This window comes from Calothrix sp. CBUCES-K 9914, assembly GCF_059640475.1.
In genome coordinates this window covers 1-22644 of the sequence record NZ_JBXXZH010000005.1, presented here as the reverse complement: position 1 = coordinate 22644, position 22644 = coordinate 1, and the positions used below count along the sequence as shown (strand labels likewise).

General features: G+C 38.6%; 17 protein-coding genes and 2 pseudogenes. 10 read left to right on the top strand and 9 right to left on the bottom strand.

The genetic code is table 11. The features are described from left to right. The first annotated feature begins 376 nt into the window (after positions 1–376). The 4 genes from AC2JBO_RS01775 (at position 377) to AC2JBO_RS01760 (ending at position 3820) form a co-directional block, all read left to right on the top strand. Positions 377–1564 (top strand): AAA family ATPase, encoded by a 1188-nt coding sequence (locus AC2JBO_RS01775; protein WP_496951899.1) that lies wholly within the window; start codon positions 377–379, stop codon positions 1562–1564. A gap of 64 nt (positions 1565–1628) precedes the next feature. Beyond that, on the top strand, positions 1629–2183 hold the full coding sequence (locus tag AC2JBO_RS01770) for a Uma2 family endonuclease (RefSeq protein WP_496951898.1): 555 nt from the start codon (positions 1629–1631) through the stop codon (positions 2181–2183). Positions 2184–2388: 205 nt separating this feature from the next. After that, complete coding sequence (locus AC2JBO_RS01765) at positions 2389–3180, top strand: DUF3891 family protein (protein WP_496951897.1); 792 nt, start codon at positions 2389–2391, stop codon at positions 3178–3180. Positions 3181–3280: 100 nt separating this feature from the next. Next, the gene (locus AC2JBO_RS01760) at positions 3281–3820 is read left to right on the top strand and encodes a hypothetical protein (RefSeq protein WP_496951896.1); all 540 of its coding nucleotides are present in this window, start codon (positions 3281–3283) and stop codon (positions 3818–3820) included. A 91-nt stretch (positions 3821–3911) separates the two neighbouring features. On the opposite strand, the gene AC2JBO_RS01755 is transcribed toward AC2JBO_RS01760, so the two are convergent. Together AC2JBO_RS01755 and AC2JBO_RS01750 are read right to left on the bottom strand one after the other, a co-directional pair. Further along, positions 3912–4259, bottom strand: a complete 348-nt coding sequence (locus tag AC2JBO_RS01755; RefSeq protein ID WP_496951895.1) for a cupin domain-containing protein — start codon at positions 4257–4259, stop codon at positions 3912–3914. Continuing rightward, positions 4256–4585 carry a hypothetical protein gene (locus tag AC2JBO_RS01750; RefSeq protein WP_496951894.1) on the bottom strand — a complete coding sequence of 110 codons (330 nt, stop codon included), beginning with the start codon at positions 4583–4585 and terminating at the stop codon, positions 4256–4258. Before AC2JBO_RS01750 ends, AC2JBO_RS01755 begins: the two co-directional genes overlap by 4 nt. 230 nt (positions 4586–4815) lie before the next feature. Here AC2JBO_RS01750 and AC2JBO_RS01745 point away from each other — a divergent pair, with 230 nt between their 5' ends. From AC2JBO_RS01745 to AC2JBO_RS01730, 4 genes and pseudogenes are all read left to right on the top strand, one after another. Continuing rightward, the gene (locus AC2JBO_RS01745; protein ID WP_496951893.1) at positions 4816–6099 is read left to right on the top strand and encodes an ATP-binding protein; all 1284 of its coding nucleotides are present in this window, start codon (positions 4816–4818) and stop codon (positions 6097–6099) included. 40 nt (positions 6100–6139) lie between these two features. Then, positions 6140–7534, top strand: a pseudogene (locus AC2JBO_RS01740) (tetratricopeptide repeat protein); the annotation flags it as partial. A gap of 111 nt (positions 7535–7645) precedes the next feature. Beyond that, on the top strand, positions 7646–8989 hold the full coding sequence (locus AC2JBO_RS01735) for a P-loop NTPase fold protein (protein ID WP_496951956.1): 1344 nt from the start codon (positions 7646–7648) through the stop codon (positions 8987–8989). Between the two features lie 314 nt (positions 8990–9303). Continuing rightward, a complete protein-coding gene (locus AC2JBO_RS01730; protein ID WP_496951892.1) occupies positions 9304–10026 on the top strand; it encodes a hypothetical protein in 723 nt (240 codons plus the stop codon). A gap of 95 nt (positions 10027–10121) precedes the next feature. Here AC2JBO_RS01730 and AC2JBO_RS01725 read toward each other — a convergent pair whose 3' ends face one another. Together AC2JBO_RS01725 and AC2JBO_RS01720 are read right to left on the bottom strand one after the other, a co-directional pair. Beyond that, positions 10122–11180 carry a tetratricopeptide repeat protein gene (locus AC2JBO_RS01725; protein WP_496951891.1) on the bottom strand — a complete coding sequence of 353 codons (1059 nt, stop codon included), beginning with the start codon at positions 11178–11180 and terminating at the stop codon, positions 10122–10124. A gap of 83 nt (positions 11181–11263) precedes the next feature. After that, a complete protein-coding gene (locus AC2JBO_RS01720) occupies positions 11264–11896 on the bottom strand; it encodes an RNA polymerase sigma factor (protein WP_496951890.1) in 633 nt (210 codons plus the stop codon). Positions 11897–12102: 206 nt separating this feature from the next. Between AC2JBO_RS01720 and AC2JBO_RS01715 the strand changes: the two genes are divergently transcribed. Beyond that, positions 12103–12693: a glyoxalase-like domain protein gene (locus AC2JBO_RS01715; protein ID WP_496951889.1), complete on the top strand. Its 591-nt coding sequence runs from the start codon at positions 12103–12105 to the stop codon at positions 12691–12693. Between the two features lie 79 nt (positions 12694–12772). Here the strand turns inward: AC2JBO_RS01715 and AC2JBO_RS01710 are convergent, their stop codons facing one another. The 4 genes from AC2JBO_RS01710 to hisD all read right to left on the bottom strand — a co-directional run bounded on the left by AC2JBO_RS01710 (position 12773) and on the right by hisD (position 18819). Beyond that, positions 12773–14512, bottom strand: a complete 1740-nt coding sequence (locus tag AC2JBO_RS01710; protein ID WP_496951888.1) for a protein kinase domain-containing protein — start codon at positions 14510–14512, stop codon at positions 12773–12775. A 443-nt stretch (positions 14513–14955) separates the two neighbouring features. Continuing rightward, a complete protein-coding gene (locus tag AC2JBO_RS01705) occupies positions 14956–16734 on the bottom strand; it encodes a protein kinase domain-containing protein (RefSeq protein ID WP_496951887.1) in 1779 nt (592 codons plus the stop codon). A gap of 91 nt (positions 16735–16825) precedes the next feature. Then, positions 16826–17251: a universal stress protein gene (locus tag AC2JBO_RS01700; protein WP_496951886.1), complete on the bottom strand. Its 426-nt coding sequence runs from the start codon at positions 17249–17251 to the stop codon at positions 16826–16828. Between the two features lie 260 nt (positions 17252–17511). Then, positions 17512–18819: a histidinol dehydrogenase gene (hisD, locus tag AC2JBO_RS01695; protein ID WP_496951885.1), complete on the bottom strand. Its 1308-nt coding sequence runs from the start codon at positions 18817–18819 to the stop codon at positions 17512–17514. Between the two features lie 1439 nt (positions 18820–20258). On the opposite strand from hisD, the gene AC2JBO_RS01690 reads away from it, so the two are divergent. Then, positions 20259–21878, top strand: coding sequence for a cellulase family glycosylhydrolase (locus AC2JBO_RS01690; RefSeq protein ID WP_496951884.1), 1620 nt, complete (start codon positions 20259–20261; stop codon positions 21876–21878). 60 nt (positions 21879–21938) lie between these two features. Here the strand turns inward: AC2JBO_RS01690 and rpoC2 are convergent. Continuing rightward, positions 21939–22644 (bottom strand): annotated as a pseudogene (gene rpoC2 / locus AC2JBO_RS01685) (DNA-directed RNA polymerase subunit beta'); the annotation flags it as partial.

Genomic DNA, 22644 nt, shown 5'->3' with positions numbered 1-22644 from the left:
TCCGTTAATATATTACTAGATCAATGCTTTAGAACTCTAGGTAAGTAAGTAAGAATTATTTGTTACACAATATTGCTGTAAGTTTAAATGTTGCAAAGCGACATTTAAAGCTAAATAATTGGAGTGATGGGTAATATTGACTTGCGTAACATTATTTAATTTTATTTGCTATGAAGGTAAATATTTTTACCTTGATGTATCTTGAAAATACTGTGTATTATAAAATAGCTTCATTTACTACTTTATATAACTACCCACACGCTATAATTTAAACAAAGAATTTAATAAATAAGAACCAACTATGTGTCAAGTTGTATATAAATCTCACACATAATAGCTACGTCTCTGAGAGAACAACTTACGTGCGGAGTTTTTTATGATACATTCTTTATTATTAAGAAATTTCAAACTTTTTGAAAAGCAGCTTTTAAAGTTTCGTCCACTGACTATAATGTCAGGATTTAATAATACAGGTAAATCATCGGCATTACAATCATTGTTACTGTTAAGACAATCGTATCTGCAAGGAGTTTTAAACGAAAGTTTGGCATTGAATGGTGATTTAGTATATTTAGAAACACTGCAAGATGTATTTTTTGAAGAAGCAAAAGATAAATTTATTGAATTTGAACTTTTTACTAATAATCAAGAGAAAAGCTGGCAATGGCGTTTTGCATATGAGTTAGAAGCTAATATTTTAAAAACTAAAACGGCGCCTGTAACTTTAGAAATAAGCAACTTTTGTCTCTTCGGTAGCTCTTTTCACTATCTCCAAGCAGAAAGGATAGGTTACTGCAATCTTTCTGTTCATGATTCTGTAGCATCACAAGATTTTAAAATTGGAATAAAGGGTGAGTACACAGCACATTTTTTAAATGCTTTTGGCAACTGGAATATTAATACAGTTAGTTATCAAAAAGATGATTTACAAGAAGTTAATGATACTGATAAATATTCTCAGCAAAACATTCAGAATAAATTGTGTCATCCGCAGGCAAGCTCACTTTGTTTAAAAGACCAAGTGGAAGCATGGGTAAATGAAATAAGTTCAGGAGCGCAGATTTTTAGTACTTCAAAAGAAAATATTGATTCAATCAACCTAAAATATTCTTATAGAAATAAAAATCATATTAGTAAAAAATATAATGCTAATAACGTAGGATTTGGGATTTCTTCTACTTTGCCAATTGTTGTTGCGCTACTTGCATCTCCTCCGGGTTCTTTAATTATTATTGAACATCCAGAGGGACATTTACATCCTAGTGGTCAAACTAAAATGGGTAAGTTAATAGCACTTGCAGCAAGCAGTGGAATTCAAGTAATTATTGAAACTCATAGTGACCATATTTTAAATGGTATCCGCGTATCAGTTCATGGAGGTTTAATTAAACCAGATGATGTTCAATTCAACCACTTTCAACGTCGTGAAAAACAAGAGCAAGTTGTAACAGAAGTAATATCACCACGAATTGATAGAAATGGTAGAATTGACCGATGGCCTGACGGTTTTTTTGATGAGATTGAAAATAGCTTAATAATTTTGTTAGCACCAGCAAAACATTAAAAATTGCAAACGCATTTGATATAACAGCTAGAATTGGTATAAGAGATAAGAACAAAAAACAATTATGACTACAGCAGTCAAACCCATTACCTTAGACGAATTCCTCCAATTACCCGAAACTGAACCTGCTTCTGAATATATTAATGGAGAAATTAATCAAAAACCAATGCCACAAGGAGAACACAGCCGACTTCAAGGTAAACTTGTTTCTACTATTAACGAAGTTGCAGAACCTCAAAAAATTGCTTTAGCATTACCTGAACTACGCTGTACATTTGGCGGTGCCACCGTAGTTCCCGATGTTGCTATATTTCGATGGGAACGCATACCCCGTACTGAGTCAGGGAGAATTGCCAACCGCTTTGAAAGCCATCCTGACTGGGCAATAGAAATTCTCTCACCAGAGCAAAGCCAAACTAAAGTTCTCCGTAACCTGCTACATTGCAGTAAAAATGGTACAGAATTAGGGTGGTTAATTCTTCCAGATGAAGACGGCATTTTGGTTGTACATCCTAACCAACGTGTTGAACTTCTAGAAGGAACAGATATACTTCCCATCCTCAGTAATATTGACCTATCTCTAACCGTTGAGCAAATTTTTAGCTGGCTAAATATTTAAAATGCAATTAGGTTTTAAGAATTTTCTTGTGGAATGGGCGTCCTCGCCCGTCCTGAACGAGTGGGCGGGCAAGGATGCCTACTCCACAAGATTATTAATTTAATTTTTGGAAATTCCCAATTCAAATAAATTTTATTCCTTCAGCTATAAAACTCACTTCCTCACCACACCTATCTTAAAAGTGAGAAGTAGTTAGGTTTTTCTCATGCTGCATCGCTTTACAGAACAAGGCTTAGTTTGCATTACTCAACCTCATCATGCTTGGCTTGCGGGAGAACTAGCGCGCGCTTGGGGTAACGAACAATTTGGTAACTTTGCTCCTTTCGATGAAGTTTGTCTAGGCGCCTCTTTACATGATATTGGTTGGGTTAAATGGGAGCAAAAGCCAACGCTAAACCCTGAAACTGGCTATCCCCACAAATTTACACAGTTGCCAACACAAGTACATATAGATATATGGTTGAGTGCGAAACAGCTTGCGCTGACCTTTGGGAGATACGCAGCATTACTCGTCTCGTTGCATGGTACAGGGTTGTATGAAAGGTTTACTAGCTGGCGAAACTCGACCGATGCTATTCCGATAGTACAAAGTTTTCTTAATCAAGAGTCAGCATTTCAAGAGCAAGTTATCAATATTCTTAATCAAGATGAATATTTTGCACCATATACGGCACCGTCAATTATCAAACGTAACCAACAACTTGTAGCAACCTGGGATAGTCTCTCAATAATTTTATGCCAAGGATTTACTGATAAAAAGCAAGTAGCAAAAATTACAACAATTAACGGAGAAACTACACTCGAATTAACCTTGCTAGAAAAAGAAGGCAATTGTAATCATATAGCAGTATCTCCTTGGCCATTTCAGCAAAGCGAAGTCAAACTCGTTTATGAAGGAAGACTTTTACCCCACACCTTTGACGACGAGGCAGCTATGCAAGATTATCTAAACAGTAATTGCTGGATAAGTTTAAGCACTGTATTGAAATCACGTTAAGTTTTGATACTCATATTACAAACAAAACTCTCTGTGTCCTCTGTGATGGGCGTGGTAAAAAACGGTAATATAAGTGATATGAGTTGTTTCAGACATCGCCATGAAAATTACTGTCAGAGATAGCACTGTCCTTAAAACTGTAGAACCTCATATATTAGAAGCGCACTTACGAACTGCTGGTTGGCGAGAAACTGCTCGAATTCTAGATGGCGCCGCTAGTGTATGGAGATTAAAAAAAGATGGATTTGATGAATTTGAAATATTACTACCTTTAAAGCCAGATTGGGTTGATTATGCCCCGCGCATTAGCGATGCTTTGAAAACTTTGGAAGAAGTAGAAAAACGTTCGCAAATAGAAATACTAGGGGAATTAATTACTAACGCTAATAATATTAAAATTCAGGGATTAGTTACGCATGTTGAAAAATATAATAATAGAATGAGTGGTCAAATAACATTATTCGGTATTATTTTTGACAAACTGCGAAAGATTAATGTTTCGCTTGCAGATGATGAATATATTTTAGCAATTATAGCTTATCAAGAACGTATACCAGTTTTATGTATTGGTGATTTGACGAAAGTAGATAATATTTTTACTTTAAATAACTTACAAAAATTTGAACTGGACAATATTTGAAAATTTTTCAACACTGGTGTAGAGACGCGAGGAACATCGCGTCTCTACGTGGATATAATTTTTTACAATCCATATAATATTGTTATATATTTCAATCACACAAAGTTCTGTCTCCATGACTTGGTGGTTGAGAAACTACTATAAATTCAAGATTTTGCTGCGACTCATTAAATACCTGATGCGGTTGACCAGGTGAAATTTCTATTCCTTCATGCGCGCGTAACACTTGGCGCCAACCATCTATTTCTATTGTAGCTTCACCTGATAAAATAAAGAAAAATTGTCGAGAGTGTTTATGATAGTGTCGTACTTCTGATGTATTTGGTGGCATTTCTTCTTGAATAATGCTTAGTTCAAGTTGTTTCACAAGATGCCAACCCTGGCAATTCTTACCCCAAAAGTAATGCTCGGCAGTATGTTTATTAATTTTTTTTGTCATGGCAGTATTTGAAGTTTGACTTTACCTGTAGAGAGCATAGTATAACCACCGCTAACTGCAAAGAATGATAATGCAAATGATATTAATGAGATGGGAGTAATGAAAATTGTGCCGCTTGCAATAGCGTAAGTGGCGCCACCAGCAATGAACAACCATCCATATTTACGATATTGTTGCGCGTAAGTTAAAGTCCATACTCCGCATATAGTCAGAATAATTACGGGTAAGCTTTGAATTAAGTGCCCAGATAAAATGACACTGCCTGCTAATACTTTAATACCGATAAGCATAAGTGCTAGTCCTGCAATTCTAATTATAAGTCTCATATTTGTATATGTTGTTACTGTGGATTAACAATGAAACTTATGTCTGGTTTTGTGGAATTATGCAGTTACTCTTTCTTTGCGTACTTTGCGTCCTTTGCGGTTTAATATATTTTTATGAATAATTAAAAATGTTGATGTTGGGTTGCGCTGCATTCCACCCAACCTACAAAATTTTAATACTCTTGTGGGGTGGGCATCCTTGCCCGCCCTTCATCTAAAATATTTGTAGTATGTCACGCTCTTTACATATAATGCCAAACCCTTACTACGTCGGTGGTCCCGTTCCTCTAGAATACTTTTTTGGACGCGCGTCAGAAATTACAACAGCTTTCGACCAAATATCCAAACGCGCGCATTTAGCTATATATGGTAGTCCCGGTATGGGAAAATCCTCTTTACTGAGATACCTAGCAGCGCCTGAAATTTGGCGTCTTCGAGGAAAGGACATTTCAAAAGTATTTATTGTTTCACTTAGCTGTGCTGGTATTAGTCCTTTTACTGCTTCAGGGTTTTGGCGTGAAATACTCAGCCGTTTATATGATGATGCGGATGAAGCTTTACAAGCTGATATTCAACAGATATTGGACGAAGAAACTGTAGAAAAAGGTGATTTACGTCGTATTCTTAGAAAAATTGGGCAACAAAATAAATTTCTGCTGCTGCTACTTGATGACTATGATGTGGCGCTACGTACTAATGAGCAGTACACTGAAGTTGAAATGCTAACGTTTTTGAGCGAGTTTCGCGACTTAGCGGTTCACAGCAACGAAGGTAGATACCTCTCTACAGTTGTTACTACTTTCCGGCGCCTAAATGAACTAGGTCCAACCATCACACCCGGTGGTTCCCCGTGGTACAATCACTACCTATTTCGACTACTGCGACCGTTAACGACCGATGAAGTTAGTACCCAGCTTTTTGTTCAAATACCAGCTTTATTTAGACTAGGTGTTTTAAAGATTATCAATGGACACCCAGCTTTACTACAAAATGCTGGTTATTTACTATATGAAACACTTGAAGCTAAACAACCTCTTAATATTGATGTATTTACACGAGATTTTGAAAGTGCTACCGAACAGTATTTTCGAGATACGTGGAGATTTTCGACTGAAGAAGAGCAAATTTTGCTAATGTTAATCGCACTTTCTAATTTGCAAGGTCGCTTGAATAGAAATACTCGTTATGGGTTGGGTGATATTGATTTAGTTTTTAGTCAGCGCAGTCGAGAACTTGTTGACTTGGAGGAACGAGGTGTTATTTTACACGCAACTAGTGAAGGTAAAACTGTTTATAGTTTCGCTTCATCGATGATGGAGTGGTGGGTAATTCAAGAAATTCAAAATAGTAATGAAGAGAAGCTTTTAGCGCGCGAGAGAGTTTTCCATAATTTGATGAGTCGTGAACAAGCAGGAAAAGTACAACAAGCTATTCGCTGGCTATGGCAAAATCGTGATGTTGTTCAAACTACTGTTTTCGCTATTATTCGTCAATTTTTTGGCGCCCCCGCTTAATAACATCTTCGGTTAAAATAGAAGTGGGGAGGTATGAATAATGGTGTTCTCTGCGACTAAGTACTCGGATAAATGGGAAGAAAATCCTTACATTATTGGGCGCCCAATTTATGAACCGGAATTATTTTTTGGACGGGAAGAACTATTTCAGTTTATCAAGGATAATTTAAATCAAAGGGTACAGGTTATTTTACTGCATGGTCAGCGGCGAATTGGCAAGACTTCTGTTTTATCTCAGATACCTAATTTTGTATGTTTAGAAAACTTTGCTTTCGTACTTTTATCGTTAGAAGGTAAAAGTCGAAAGTTGTTATATGAAGTTTTATACGAATTGAGTCAGGATATTTTTGAGTATTTAGATTTACCACGTGATTCTGTAAAAGTACCGACTCAGGCGGCGTTTAAAGAAGATAACTTAATATTTTTTGATGAGTTTTTGCCTCAAGTATATCAGGCACTAGGTAATAAAAACTTAGTACTTTTACTTGATGAGTTTGATGTTTTGGGTGACTCAAACTCAGATTCCGCGATTACTCATTTTTTCCCTTTTTTGTTGTCGATGATTTTTCGACAACAGCAGCTTTATATTATACCTGTAGTGGGACGGCGCCTTTCGGATATGCCAAACCTACTGACTTTGTTTCGACAGGCGCCAACCCAGGAAATAGCTTTACTAGATAAAATTAGTGCAGAACGGTTAATTCGTAAACCTGCTCTTAATGTATTAATTTACGATTCTGACGCTATTGATGCTATCTTAGAATTATCCGCAGGACATCCTTATTTTACTCAGGTGCTATGCTTTGCGCTGTTTAGCCATGCGAGAGAAAAACAGCAACCCAATATTACGCGCACCGATGTATATAACATTATTAATCAGGCAATCGAAATTGGCGAAGCCGGATTAACATGGTTTAGAGATGGACTACCAATACCAGAACGAGTTATTTTCTCTACGGTTGCAGCAATTCAGCAAGAAAAACTTTCTAGCTCATCAAATCAAATACATACATCAACTGTAACTCAAGGCGAACCTTTAGCGTTACTACAAAAGCATGGAGTTATAGCTACTGAAATATTACACAAAGCTGAAACCCTTTTACTTGAATGGAATTTCTTAAAAATTTGTGATGACGCACGAATGCTGCAAGCTATTAGCTATCAAGTAACCGTCGAGTTAGTTCGTCGCTGGTTAATTAAACGCTCCCCACTACGTCAAGAAATATGGCAACTTGAAAAAATCGACGAAAAAACAACTAGTACTATTTACGAACAAGCTACTAAAGAACGGCTGAGTGGAAATGTATCAGCAGCGTTGGAATTATATCAGAAAGTTTTAACGATAAATTCCAATTACTTTCATGCGCTGTTTAACTTAGCTGAGTTATATTTTGATATTGGAGATTATTCTCAATCTTTAGAACTTTATGCTAGAGCGCAGACAATTGACCCAATTCGTTATCGAGAAGGATTTGAGCGCGCGCGGCAAAGCTATATAAATCAACAAAGAGATAAGAATGTATACCGTGGTACGAATAATTTTCTTATTGACATAGATAGATTTTCTCAAGCTTTTAATCCGAGCAAACCCTTACTCTTATCAAACGCTTTAGATAAAAAATACTACATTGATTTTTCACCAGTACGAGGCGGCAAAATCGTAGAATCTTTAGGACGCACGATTACACGAATATCTCCAGAGGCGCCGACGTGTCAATTATTTACAGGTCACATTGGTTCAGGGAAGTCAACAGAGTTGTTGCGTCTCAAAGCTGAGTTGGAGCAGCAAAACTTTTACGTAGTATATTTTGAATCTACCCATGTCCTTGATATGGTCGATGTTGATTTAATAGATATCTTGCTTGCCATCGTCGAACAAGTTAGCGAAAGTCTTAAAGCTATCAATGTTCGTTTTGAATCTACCTACTTTACCAAGCTACTTGGAGAAATTAATAGTTTTTTAAAAACACCTCTCGACTTAAAGCTAGAAAGCGAGTTCTCAGTTGGTGCTGCTAAAGTTACCGCTAAAACTAAACAAAACCAGAACCAAAGACACCAACTACGTGATTACCTCGAACCACGCACTGATATTATCCTGCAATCAATCAATCAAGAACTTGGAAACGTTAATAAAGAGTTGGCGGCTAGAGGTAAAAAAGGACTTGTCGTCATTATCGATAATCTTGACCGTGTAGATATTCGCCCCCTACCTTCAGGACGTTCCCTCCCTGAACACATATTTATCGACCACAGCGAGGAATTACGAAGTATAAATTGTCATATTATATACACAATACCAATGTCTTTGGTTTTATCGAATGATAATGCTCTACTACAGAACCGTTTGGGAGGAGGTATGGCGCCGAGGGTGTTGTCTGTAATACCAGTACGGCGAAGAAATGGGGAAATAAACAGTGCAGGACTAGCTATGATGCGACAAATGGTATTGGCACGAGCTTTTCCAGATGTGAGTTCAGATATTCCGCAAGCAGAGAAATTAAAGTTGATCAAACAAGTGTTTGACTCACAAGAAACACTCGATAGGTTGTGTTTGATGAGTGGGGGTCATATTAAAGATTTACTTGGACTGATATTTGAATGCTTACGCGAGCAAGACCCACCATTTGAGCGCGACACAGTAGAAGCGATTATTCGACGATACCGCGATTTTCGCGCAAATCCTATTGACTCCCACGAATGGGATTTGATATTTGAAGTTTTAGAAGCGCAGCATATCAAAGATGATATTAAGTACCATACGTTATTAAATAGTTTATTCATCTTCGAGTACCGTGATGCTCATGGTTCCTGGTTTGTTATTAACCCTCTGTTGGCAGAAACGAAGCAATTTCAATCATGGCTAGAGAATAGAGCCTCATCAACAAAGTAGTTTATGACAAGTTTTAATCTTTCTAAGGGCTGATTATTCCCTCCCATAGACTTATTTAAACTCGTTTCAACTTCACTTCTACAGTTAGAGGTAAATGTTGTGACGATTTGTTAACTTTTTAATAGAGCTAATGACTAATTTTTGTGTGTTTAACTTAATGTTAAATGCATGTTCTAAAATGTTTTATAAATATTTTCATCAATGTGTTTACATTGGACAATAAAAATAGTCATAAGCAGCATTTTTTTGACTGACTTAGGTGTTTAGTAATCGTTAATTTTTTTAACTGTATTAACTTGATAGGAGAAATAACAATGAATATTGAATCTAGAAAATTACGTAATTCCGTAAAATTTTTAGGTGCTATATTTGGTGGAATGCTAATAGGCTTACCAGCAATTTCAGTAGCACAAACACAACAGGTGCCTATTAACCGTGCAGGTTCAAAAATAAATCCTTGTCCAAGCATTTTTTACGAAGAACCTCACAACAGCCAAGTAATGGTTCCACAAGGATGTCCTGCAAATGCGTTTACAACCCAGATGAACGCTGCTGGTGGTATGTCTAACTCCGCAGTGGCGCCAACTCCTGAGCAAACACGCTTAGGTGTAGGTGGTGAAGCACCTGGTGACAATTCGTATAATACCCAGCAAAACGATAACACCACAAATCAATCAAATCAGCAAAACACACAAACCAATTTAGGTGGTCGATATCAGAATGCTGTTGCAGCAGTAACCCCTAACGATGGTCGCATAACTGTTCGTCTAGTTAATAAAACAAATGCACCAATTACTTTCCAAGCAGTTGGAGATACACAAGTACGTACCTTAGCTGGACGTTCAGAAATTGCATTACAAGGTCTACGAGTTCCTACAACAGTTACTTTCTATCGTCAAGACCGTGGGTTATTAATGGTAACACCAAGAAGTTCTGAGTCTGGAGTATTGGAAGTCAGTATGCAGGAAACTACCGATTTTGCAATGGACAGAACTGCACTAAGGGTTGAAAATAATGGTTCTGTTTACCTAAATTAGTAAAAAGTAGAAAGTGCTGAGTGCTAAGTAAAGTTAGGAGTTAGGAGTTAGAAGTTATGACTCAAAACTCAGCACTCAGCACTCAGCACTCATTACTATTTTTTGAGTATTCGCGTTAGCCTATCAACTAAATAAATCTCTTTTTTGCTGTCTTCGAGGGTACGTGATAAGACTATCGCGCGTTCATAGAAATTACGTGCGGTTTGATATTTGCCTTGCTGTTCATAAAATTGAGCATACGACTCGAAGGTTCTCAGTTCCTCTCCCAAGTTTTGCTGTTCTTTGGCTAGTTCTAAACGTTCCGCTAGCAAGTCAAACGCGCGCTCGTTACGTCCAACTGAGGTATGCGCTGTAACTAGCCCATCAATAGCACGATATTCGTTTACACGGTCTCTTGTCATTTTCGCTAATCGTAAAGCATAGCCAAACGTACCAATGGTGTTTTGGTAATCTCCAGTGGCTAGGTATGCTTCACCCAAATTATTATATGTGTTCGCTTCCGCAATCGGGTTTCCGATTTGGCGACGGTATGTTAAAGCGTTTTCATAAAGTTTTATCGCTTTGTTATAATCACTAAGCCGCGCGGTTGCTAAACCCAAGTTACTTAAAGATAATCCTTGAGCTTCAATATCTTTAATATTATTAGCTATACTAACTGCTTCTGTGAATGCTTCAAATGCTGGCGACGTTTCTCCTTGTTGTAATAGTAAGCTACCAACATTATTTAAACCAAAAACTTGACCCCGAAGGTCTTTGGTATCACGTGCAACAGCTAAACGGCGCCGAGCTGCATCTTCTGCTTCTTTAAAGCGTCCAAGCTGAATATAAGCTTGACTAAGTAAATCAAAAGTTAAACCCTCTGCCTTCAAATCATTTTTGGCATGGTAAAGTTCTAGTGCTTGGAGTAATGAGTCTACCGCTTTAGCTGGCGCTTTCTGTTGTAGGTGTTTCTTAGCTATACTCAGCAACTCATCAGAGTCGTCACGCATTTCAGGCATTACCCGTATTTGCCTGGGATAATGAAGTTGTTGCGTGATATCAGCCGCGTTTGCCGCAACTGGCGCCAACAAAGTAGTTAAAAAAAGTATGTATATATAGTGCTTTATATCCATTCTTCGCCCGTTTGATCGCAATACCTGTGTTTGACGTTTCATAAAAACGAACCGTAGTCGAGTTTAAGTAGCAGACTTTACACACTATTTTATTGCCAACAAATTAAACATGTAATATAGCAATATTACTTAGAAGCAGGTGGAAGAAGATTTTCGCCTAAATATATAGCTCGTATATCAGTTGGTAATTTATCCTCTAGCATACGATAGCCTTCTTGAAGAAAATTTGTTACTTCGTGAGGCGCAATACCCTCACCTTCTGCTTGAAGGTAAGCAGCAATGCGGGTTTCGCTCCAGTGGAATGTTTGTGCCATCAGCACCATTAAGCGCAACACAGGAGGTAACTGTTCCAAAGCTTGTTCTACATAACACCATAGTGGTGGTGATGTCGCTTTGAGTGAATAGTGAATTGCTTCTGTAGGCGGTAACTCAATTTCATTGATACAATAAGCCGTCATATTAATCAGCCAATTTTGCAAGGTAAGGTTCTCGTTACTTGGCTGGTTTAAGTCGAGACCACCTAATTCGTGATACACGTGTTTCCATGTCAGCGCAAATAAATAATCTGCTTGTACTGGCGAGCGCGCGGAATGACGAATCAAGGTGTAGACTATAGGACTATAGCGGCAAAACATCGCCGTAAAAAACTTACCAGCTTCGGGATGCTGCTGGAATAAAGTCAAAAGTTCACGGTCGCTATGATGAAACAGCGATTTTACAAGCGGGTGGTTAGCTTCGGGGAAGTGTGGTATTTGCACAATCTTTAAGAATTAATAATGGTTGGTAAAATATCACAGTATAAGGGTGTTAAGTATAGTTATCTGCCTATTTTGGGGAAGGATGATGTTTGAGTCAACCGCGCTTAACTTGCTTGTAATTGATACACTGGAAACACAGACTTATAATTTAAGTCCTAATTCCTAAAATATAATCATTGCTCCCTTATATATAACTAGATGTTTCCATGTTCATAGCAGTTAGTTTGCCTCTCCTTCATCCCGTGACCCTAGCGTCGTTCCTACCTTTTCTACCCTTGGATGGTATTTTTTCTACCCAAGGTATCATGGTTATGTTACTGGCTGCTTACGCCGGCGCCATGTGGATGTTTTTAACTAGTGCGCCAAAAGTATACACGGTAATGGTGTCAGATTTAGAAATTGCCCGACAATTGTATGAAGGATTACTCGATTTACCTGCCGCCGAAGTACCTCTGCACTATTATTACAATTACGAACAAACTATTGGCGCCGCAGGAATTGACCCCTTATACATGTCTACTACTCCTAGCTATTCGGGAAGTCGTATGAGCAACGCTAGCGAGGGACTTTGGTATCAACTCAAGAAAAATACTCAACTACATGTTATTACTGGTGCCAGTCTCGGCGCCAAAAATCAACAGCGTCACGTTTGTTTCGACAACGATGCACTAGAGCTTATTTTAATGCGTGTTGAAGTGCGCGGCTTGAAGTTCAAAATTCGCAGTCGTAAGCCCATAAACTTTTTGGTTAAAGATTACGATGGTCGTGTTATCGAAATGGCAGAAGTTGCAAATTAATAATTAGTATAAAGTGCTGAGTGCTGAGTGCTGAGTTGGAAAAAGAATTATCACTCAGCACTCAGCACTCATAACTCAATTACTGAACATCACTAATCAACCATTGATTTGTAGCTGCGTCCCATTGCAAAGTAAAACGTACTGAAGTTGTGAATAGTTTACCGTTTCTAAGCACGTAATTCAACTGCGCGTCTACTGTGGCAGAAGAATTATTTTGTTCTAATAAGTTAATTTGATTTACTTCGACTTGATCAACTTTTCCATCCCACCAACCAGTGTATGAATCAAAACCGTTGGGGTGAAGTTTACGGTTACTTCGTAAAGTTGGAGTTAGTTGATTCCAAGTTTTTTGTAAGTTTTTATTATTAATGCCGTTGTAGTAATTTTGTATAAACTGTGTAGGTGATGATTTCGCTTGCGGTGAATTTGGTGGTGATTGTGTTGGTTTTTGTGTAGGAACAACTACATCGGGTTTTTTATCTGGAGTTTGTTGAGTTTGGGTTGGAGAAGATGAGGGGTAAGGTTCTTTTGTATTAATTTGTTCTGGTGTATCGGTTGGTAATTCTGAGTATATAGGAGTTGGGACTACTTCTGGTTCGCGCGTTCGAGTTGGTTTAGGAGTAATTCTATTTCTCGGTTTTGATCTTACTACAGGTGGTTCGGAGTCTTCTTGTGTGGGAGAAGGTGTTGGTGTCCGCGCGTTCGATGTTGCAATTGGTGTAGGTTCAGTATTGTCTGCGACTTGTTGACCCTGACGATTTAGCATTGAAGCTAGAACAATAGCACCACTAAGTAAGCCAGCACCAACTAAGGCGCCTACTATAATTCCCTGTGTGTTGCTTCGCGGTATTTGAGGTGCATTGTTTTGATTGATGGGTGGGGTATTTGGTGGATTACTTGGTTGTTGATATGGCTGTTGATGGGCAGGACTGATGGGAATAGTATTTTGCTGTGGTTGATTGTAAACAGGGGGTTGAGAATAAGGTACTGTTGGTATAGAAGCCGAATTGCCTGACAAAGCTAAAAGCATTTCTCTGGAACTGTTGAAGCGGTGCTGAGGTACAAACTGTATTGCTTTATCTAACACCATTGCAAAACCTGGAGTTAAAGAACCAGCAAACTGGCGCCATAAAATTACACCAGTTGAAGGGTCGTTTGGTATTTCCTGGGGTAATTTACCCGTGAGTAAATAAATTGCCGTCATTCCCAGACTATAAATATCACTAGCAAACATCGGTCTACCTACCGACTGTTCACTAGGCATAAACCCTGGTGTTCCAATGACTATTGACCTTGTAGAATTTCCAGAAGGTGTGACTACTGTACCAATCGTCTCCTTCACGGCGCCAAAATCTATTAGTATTGGCTTACCATCAAAGTGACGAATTATAATGTTGTCAGGTTTAATATCACGGTGAACAATACCTTTACTGTGAACGTAATCAAGAACTGGTAAAAGGCTGACTAAAAGATTCAGGACGGCATTTTCACTCATCACACCTGAAGATTGAACTTTAGCGCTGAGAGTTTGCCCTTCGATATATTCTTGAACTAGGTAAAACTGCCCATTCTCTGAAAAATAAGCGTACAAACGGGGAATTTGATTACTATTGTCACCAAGTTCCTCTAAAATAGCCGCTTCGCGCTGAAACCGTTCCTTAACAAGTTGGTAAATTTCAGGATTATTATTGATAGGTCTTAGCTGTTTGATGACACAGCGACGTTGGGATGGCATTTGAGTATCTTCAGCAAGGAAGGTTTCTCCAAACCCACCACTTCCTAAAGTCTGTATCACGCGATAGCGGTTATTGAGAAGCATTGCAGTAACGAGCGTTCATGACATAGGTGTTGCCCTCATATTTTACTGTTAATTAAAAATCTTTACTGTACAGCACATGCTTGCTTAACCTAGCAAAGTATAAATTCTAATTATTAAGAGCAGTAACTGGTGTAGCTACGCTTGAATTATTTGATTTTTGGTAGGTTTTGGCTCTAGTAGCGATTGTTCAGCAGCATTAGTGTGTATGTAAATTAGGATTATAATAAAATTTAGCCGTAGATAATTTTCCGTCTGTTTGTAGATGCTTCTAAGAGACGCGAAATTTACCTGCGGTACACTCCGCTCTGCGCGTCTCTACATACCCGAAATCACGGAAACAATCGTTAACCGAGCAGTATTGCTACATATCTTGTAATTGATATTGTAGTATCAGTAATTTAAATACTCAAACATGCCTAGAAATAAAGAACCCGATTTATGATTTATCTAAAATACTGTAAATTATTTTCTGTTTGATATTTCTGAATATACGTAGCGTTACTCATTTCTAAATCTGATAGCAGCTTTAAAGAGTCAAATTCTTCAGGTGAATACTTAGGACGATACCAAGATTGTTTATCAAAATAGCTTTGTAATCCCGGAGTACTAAAACGGCGCCCAAGACGTGCAAAAATGGAGTTACGCATAATATCCAATTCAAAAGCGCTTTTACCAATCAAATCAGTATTGTTTACTGGTCGCTGTGATAGCCAAACATAATCACTAACTGTAACTGTAGGATTACTAGTTGTTGTTGGACTAGGTGTGGCGCCAACTGAAAACTGTTTAAAGTAAAATTTGTCAGCTAGTGCAGAAGCGTCTTTACTCGCAAACGTACAGTATGCGTTTTGATTTTGTGTGCCGAAACTTCGTAACAAATCTACACACTCTGTACGTGTGCTAAATTTTCCACCATATACTGCGTATAATTCTTTGCCAGAAAGATTCGGATAATCTGGTATCCAAAACACCCCAGCTCGTTGATATCCAGCAGCTTTTAATTTGTCTACTTGTTTATTTGCTGTTGCAAGTTTTACGTAAGCTGAATCTATAAGAAAATAAGAAGAGTTAGGAAGATTTGAAGTTGGCTTATTACTAGTGTCAGGTAATACGTTTGATGATGGTTTGGGTGTAGCAAGTGATTGCTGTTCTTTTTGGTTATTTTGGTTATTTTGATCTATAGCTTCTACAGAACTATTGGGTGTTACAGGTATCTCTTTATCTGTAACTTTTTGTGAAGGAAATTTTGTGATTGCGAATATAATGCCACCGCCGATTATCCCTGCTGCAATGAGACTACCAATAAAACCTTTCCGATTTTCATTTATAGCAGGTAATGTTGCCGTTTGATTTACAGGAACTTGTACTGTTTTACGTACTGTTTCTTGTACAGGAGATATTGTTTGTGCAGTACTTTGTAAATCGTAGAGCATATCCGATGCACTGGAGTAGCGCTCGCGCGGATGATATCTAGTTGCTTTATCTAAAATCTGCCTTAACATAGGACTAATATAAGGAGCGAAATTATGCCAAACAATTTCCCCTGTTTGGACATCGGTTTCTAACTCGTGCGGTTGTTTGCCTGTTAGTAGATAAATCGCTGTTACACCTAAGCTATATAAATCACTTCCATACATAGGTCTACCAGCAGCTTGTTCAGATGGCATGTACCCAGGTGTACCAATAATAATCGAACTAGTAGGTGTACCTTGCGAGTTTAATATTGTCCCCATCGATTCGCGCACGGCGCCAAAATCAATCAAAACAGGTTTGTCGTCTTGGTGCCGTAAAATAATATTATCGGGTTTAATATCACGGTGGACTATACGTTTGCTATGAACGTAAGATAATACAGGTAACAAATTTACCAATAGTTCACGAACTTGATTCTCGTTCCATAATCCTTGATGTAAAAGCTTACGCGTTAGAGTTTCACCTTCTATCCACTCTTGAACTAAGTAAAATTGCCCATTTGCTTGAAAATAAGCGTATAAACTGGGAATTTGATTACTGGCGCCGCCTAAATCTTCTAATGTTGCAGCTTCGCGTTGAAAGCGTTCTTGTACTAACTGATAAATTTGAGGATTATTGTGAATCGGTTTGAGCTGCTTAACTACACAACGACGAAGTGATGGCATTTGGGTGTCTTCCGCTAGAAAGGTTTCACCAAATCCACCACTTCCCAAAGTTTGTATTACACGGTAGCGATAGTTAAGGAGCATTCGTATTACATATTTTTTTTATACTAGCAATGAATCGCACCTTTTCACGGTATCTTAAAAACCTCTCCCCCAACCCCGGAACGCACAAATTTTATCCTGGTTTTACAACTAGAACAGAACAGGGTGCATCTTCAACTACTTGACTGCTAACAGAACCTTGGACAATTCGTGTCATCCCTGTTAACCCACGACTACCTATTATGATCAAATCGGCTTTATAAATATTGGCAAGACGAATAATTTCTTCTGCGGGGTCTCCGGCAACTAGTTCAATGTCGCTATCAACTGTTAATTCGCTTTGGTATGATTGGAGCTGTTTTTCAACTTGTTGATATAATGTCGGCGATGGTTCCGGCTGTGGACGGTCACTAGGAATCTCTAAGAGTGAATTTGATGTTGGAAACACATGGCAAAAAATAACTTTGCTATCGCTTGGAAGTGCCAAACGATGTAATGTTTCAATTACTCGGTCTGCTCGAACCGAATCATCCAAAGCTACTAAAATTTTTTTAAGCACCGCTGTCAACCTCCGAGGAGCGCTTCCAAGCTAAAAGTACTAGGCAAGTACTAGGCATAGGCTAATTTTAGGTTTAACAAACAATAACATTCGCGTTAGCTAGAGTTTGGCAAGCCCTAAACTTTTAGTTTGCAGCCACAACGGCAGTTTTAATAGAAGTAAGCAGGAAAAATTAACAATTGATTCATTGAGCTGGGAAACAGACGCAACGGTAAGGAAGCGTCTTTACTTTTTGCTCGGTAATATTTGAATCAGATTGATTATAAATCAGATTCTTTTTGTACTCGGCGCCGTACTGAGTCAGCGTGAGAAGGTAAACCTTCGGCAGTTGCGAGAGAGTCGATGGCGCCAGCAACTTTTGCGAGTGCAGTTTGCGAGTACTGAATAATACTTGAGTGTTTGAGAAAAGTCTCAACGCCAAGGGCTGAAGCATACCTAGCAGCACCTGAAGTGGGAAGCGTATGGTTTGGGCCAGCAAGGTAGTCGCCAACAGCTTCGGGTGTGGAATGTCCTAGGAAAATCGCGCCTGCGTGGCGTATGTCGGTTAACAACGCCCAAGGGTCTTCGACTTCTAGCTCCAAATGTTCGGGTGCAAATTCATTCGACAGTTCAGCTGCTGCTTTGAGCGATTCGACTACAACGATTAACCCATAATGAGCAATCGATTTCTCAGTATCAAGCTGTCGCGGATGGTCTACTAGTTGCCTTTCGACGGCGACTTGGACATTTTTGGCGAGTGCTGTATCGGTTGTTATCAATATTGCTGCTGCCATTGGGTCATGTTCGGCTTGCGCTAGTAAGTCAGCGGCGATATGTACGGGATTAGCCGTTTCATCAGCGATGATTAATACTTCGCTAGGTCCTGCGAGTGAGTCAATGCCAACAGTACCATATACAAGCTTTTTGGCTAGGGTAACGTAAATGTTACCTGGTCCTGTTATGACATCAACTTTTGGTATTGTTTCAGTACCATATGCCAGCGCTCCGATTGCTTGGGCGCCGCCGATTCGATATATCTCAGTCACTCCAGCTTCGTGTGCTGCGACCAGCACGGCTGGTGAAATGCCTTTTCCGGCGCCTGGTGGTGTTACCATTACCACACGAGGTACACCCGCTACAAAGGCTGGTATAGCGTTCATCATCACCGTACTTGGGTATGATGCACGACCACCAGGTACATATAATCCTGCACGGTCTACAGGAGTATAGCGTTTGCCAAGAACAATATCATCATCGCCGAAGTGTACCCAGCTTTTTGGTACACGCTGACGATGAAATGCCTCGATTTGCCGACACGCTAGCCGAATAGATTCAAGTAGGTCTTTTGATACCACTTGGTAAGCAGCGTCGATTTCTGAGGTAGTAACGCGCAGCTCGGATGGTTTAAATACTTGCTTGTCAAATTCGGCAGTGTAATGCAAAACAGCTCTGTCGCCTTGGCGTTGGACTGCTTGCAACACTTCGCGTACTGTTGCTTCTTTGTGAACAACTTGTTCTGAGTGAGTGCGATCGCAGATGCGTTGTAGTTCTGCTCGAACATCTGCCTGCTGAGTGATGATTCGCAGCATGGAGTAAGGACAATGCCAACTTAAGAATATACCCGCTTGAGAATGAGTGCCACCTCTTTCCTAATGATGGTGGAAGCGTTACTCAAACTCTCTTTTCTAGCTTAACCTGGATTTTTTTGATACTACAAGCGCGAGTTGACTTACTGCACTTGAGCGAGCATTCGATTTGACGCTAGCTAGTAGTCGATAGCCTTCAGTAATTAGCGAAGAGCCATTACGGTCGGACAATCATATAAATTATATTGTTAGAAGCAAGTAGTCATATCTACTTCTGGATAAAATTCATTGTATCAAGACAGCTTATTTTTCTACCTGCAACGGAGCGCGTGAATTTGCACTGCGGCAAAAGTATATGCTTCTACTTACTTAATACTCCTAGAATGAACAGCCATGTCCCATTCGCTTAACTCATACAGTACATCACTCGTTATGAGATGAACCATAGTGTAAGGTAACTGGCACTTTACTGAGTAAGGTCAAGGCGACGTATAAGTCACTTCGGGCTGAAGTAACTAATTCTAACTCATTTTTTGTCTAATTAACACATCCAATATCACAGTTTAATAATTACCAAGTAAATGGACATAACAAGTGGACTGTTTCTCTGACTTTTAAATAACCAATAACTATCTGTTCATTCTTGCTAACCTTTTTGTGAAGCCAATTTCAATTAGATTCTATCTCAAAACGTGTTCAACACTATATTTGAGGAAAAATGCCTGTATTTGCAACATTATTATATTAGCAAATATTTAACAAACGTGACTATTCTGCCATCGCTTTGTAATATCCATACTTAGAAAGGCATTTTTTCGCCTGTTGAAATATTCTGGTTAAAAACTCTATGGTTAGGAACTTTTTCAATATGTTCATAATCTAACTACATATACTATCTAAATAAGTATCTTGCGATTCATGCTAATCACGTATATAAATATGCTGTGATTTATTTCATATAGACGGCTCCTAGTTACAGCATTATATTCAGATAATTAAAATAGCTTTGAAATCTCATCTGAAAATTTATGATAAACAATTTAAATTTGTAATTTGCAATATTTTAATCATAGAAGCTTGGTTATCAATATAAGTAAATAGCATAATCAGCGCAAGCAAATTTAACTACTTTCTTCGCTTTTAACATAATAAAAATAGAGTTAGGTAAAGAAAATGTGAAGTATATGTGAAGTAAATATATATTTTGTGTTTTTTTGCATCAAGTTTTGACGTTGTATTTATAAGCGTTTAAAAAACATTATTAAATGATTATTTGACCAAAAATATTCTCCTTGTAGACGGATAATGGTGCCGTGTATATGATGGAAACGAGATACATGGCTGATTAATAGAAAAATAAATAAACATACGCGCTCGTTTTTCTTAAAATTATTTTCCATAAGCAAGGCAAAGACTTATATATTATGCTATACACCTTCAATATGAAAAGACGAAGAATTCAGTTTTACCAACGATTGTTTGTATTTACGGCTGCATTAGTTGTATTTTTGAGTGGGTTAGTAGCAAAATTGCCAATAAGCGCAAGCGATACAGTTATGGCTGCTACTATTAGCTCATTACCACTATCAACAAACTCTTCAAGAATTATTGATGCAAAAGGGCAAACGGTCTTACTCAAAGGTGTGAACTGGTTTGGGATGGAAACTGAAACCCATGTACCGCATGGATTGTGGTCACGTGATTATAAGGAAATGCTTTCCCAAATCAAAAGTTTGGGGTACAACACTATTCGCTTACCATATTCAGTAGAAGCACTGCGGAGTAGCAATATTTCTGGTGTAAATTATACACTTGGCAGCAATAAAGAACTTGAGGGTAAAACACCTCTTGAAGTTATGGACTTTATTGTAACTGAGGCTTCTAGTCAGGGATTGATGATTGTTCTTGATAGTCATCGTCTTAACGACAAACGTATTCCAGAACTGTGGTATGGTGATGGTTTTACTGAAGCTGACTGGATTGATACTTGGTTACTGCTTGCACGACGCTACTTTAACCAATCTAATGTTATTGGCGCCGATTTAAAAAACGAACCTCATGGTATAGCTAGCTGGGGTACAAATGACCTTGCTACCGACTGGCGCCTAGCAGCAGAACGCGCGGGAAATGCGATTTTGAGTGTTAATCCCAACTGGCTGATAATTGTCGAGGGGGTAGAACTGAATGTTCCGGGTCAAAAATTATTGAAACATTGGCAAGGAGGTAATTTAGAAGGTGTTAGACGTTTCCCAGTACGGTTAACGCGACCGAATAAACTAGTTTATTCGCCTCATGAATATGGACCAGGTGTATTCAATATGCCTTATTTCTCCGATAAAAACTTTCCCAAGAATATGCCACAGCGTTGGGAAACAGGTTTTTATTACATTGCACGTCAAAATATAGCACCTATTTGGATTGGGGAATTTGGTGGTAAGCAGGTAGATAACGTCTCAATAGAAGGTATTTGGCAAAATCAGCTAGTTGATTTTATTCGTGATAAAAATTTAGGCTTTGCTTACTGGAGTTGGAATCCTAATAGTTCTGATACTGCGGGTATTTTACTAACAGATTGGCTAACTATTGATGCTCCTAAACAAGTAATGCTTTCAAGGTTATTACCTGTTAAATATACTCCTCCATTAACACCTGTTGTTAGCTCGAATCAACCACAAAAGCCTTTAATGGCGCCAACAACTGCAGAAAAATTACCCCAAAATAATTCAGTAGTAACAACAAGCAATTCGCAATCTGACTCTAAACAACTTCAAGTTATAAGTAAAATTGACTCGGATTGGCAATCAGGATTTTGTGCAAGTTTCAAAGTCGGAAATAAAGATACTAAAGTTCAAGATTGGCAACTTAAATTCAATATGAATCAAGCTACCATTTATAATTCTTGGAATGCCACTTTCAAACAACAAGGCAATCAGTACATATTTACCCCATTAGAATGGGGAAGGGTTATTGAACCAAACCAAGTTCGCGATTTTGGATTTTGCGCGAATAAGTCAGGCGCCGACTATAAGCCGCAACAAGTTGAAGTAAAAATTGGTAGATAAGAAAAAGGGAAAAGGTTTTTACGTAAAAACCTTCTCCCTTTTATTTAAACTAAATTGTTTTTATTCCTCAAAATCATCCTCATCATCGACATCATCTACGTCATCTTCCTCATATTCATCTGGATCAGCGAGGTCGCTAACTTCTGATACCATGAAGTCGTCATCGTCGAGAATGGAAGTATTACGACGAGTACTACCACCGTAACTACCATCAACAAGACCGGGTGATTCTAAGTTGTAGTTACGCGCGGTACGGTCATCAAGAACCATGTCGAGAGAGTCTTCAACTTCATCTAAAACGCCGCTATTAATATCGGTTGAATAGTCATCTACGATACCTGGTTCGTCATAAGTATTGAAGCCTGTACCTGCGGGAATTAAGCGTCCAATAATTACGTTTTCTTTCAAACCACGCAGCCAGTCGGATTTTCCTTCTATCGCTGCTTCGGTTAATACGCGCGTTGTTTCTTGGAACGATGCTGCTGAAATAAAGCTGTCGGTATTCAAAGATGCTTTGGTGATACCTAGCAACATTGGAGTGTACTGCGCGCGGGCGCCTCCAGTAATTGCCATTGCTTCATTAACCTGTTCAATTTGGCGCAACTCTACTAACTCACCAGGTAGCATTGTTGTATCACCACCATCATCAACACGAACTTTCGAGGTCATCTGACGCACGATAACTTCGATGTGTTTGTCGGCGATGTCGATACCTTGTGATTGGTATACTGATTGCACTTGGTTAACAAGGAAGTTTTGCACTTCT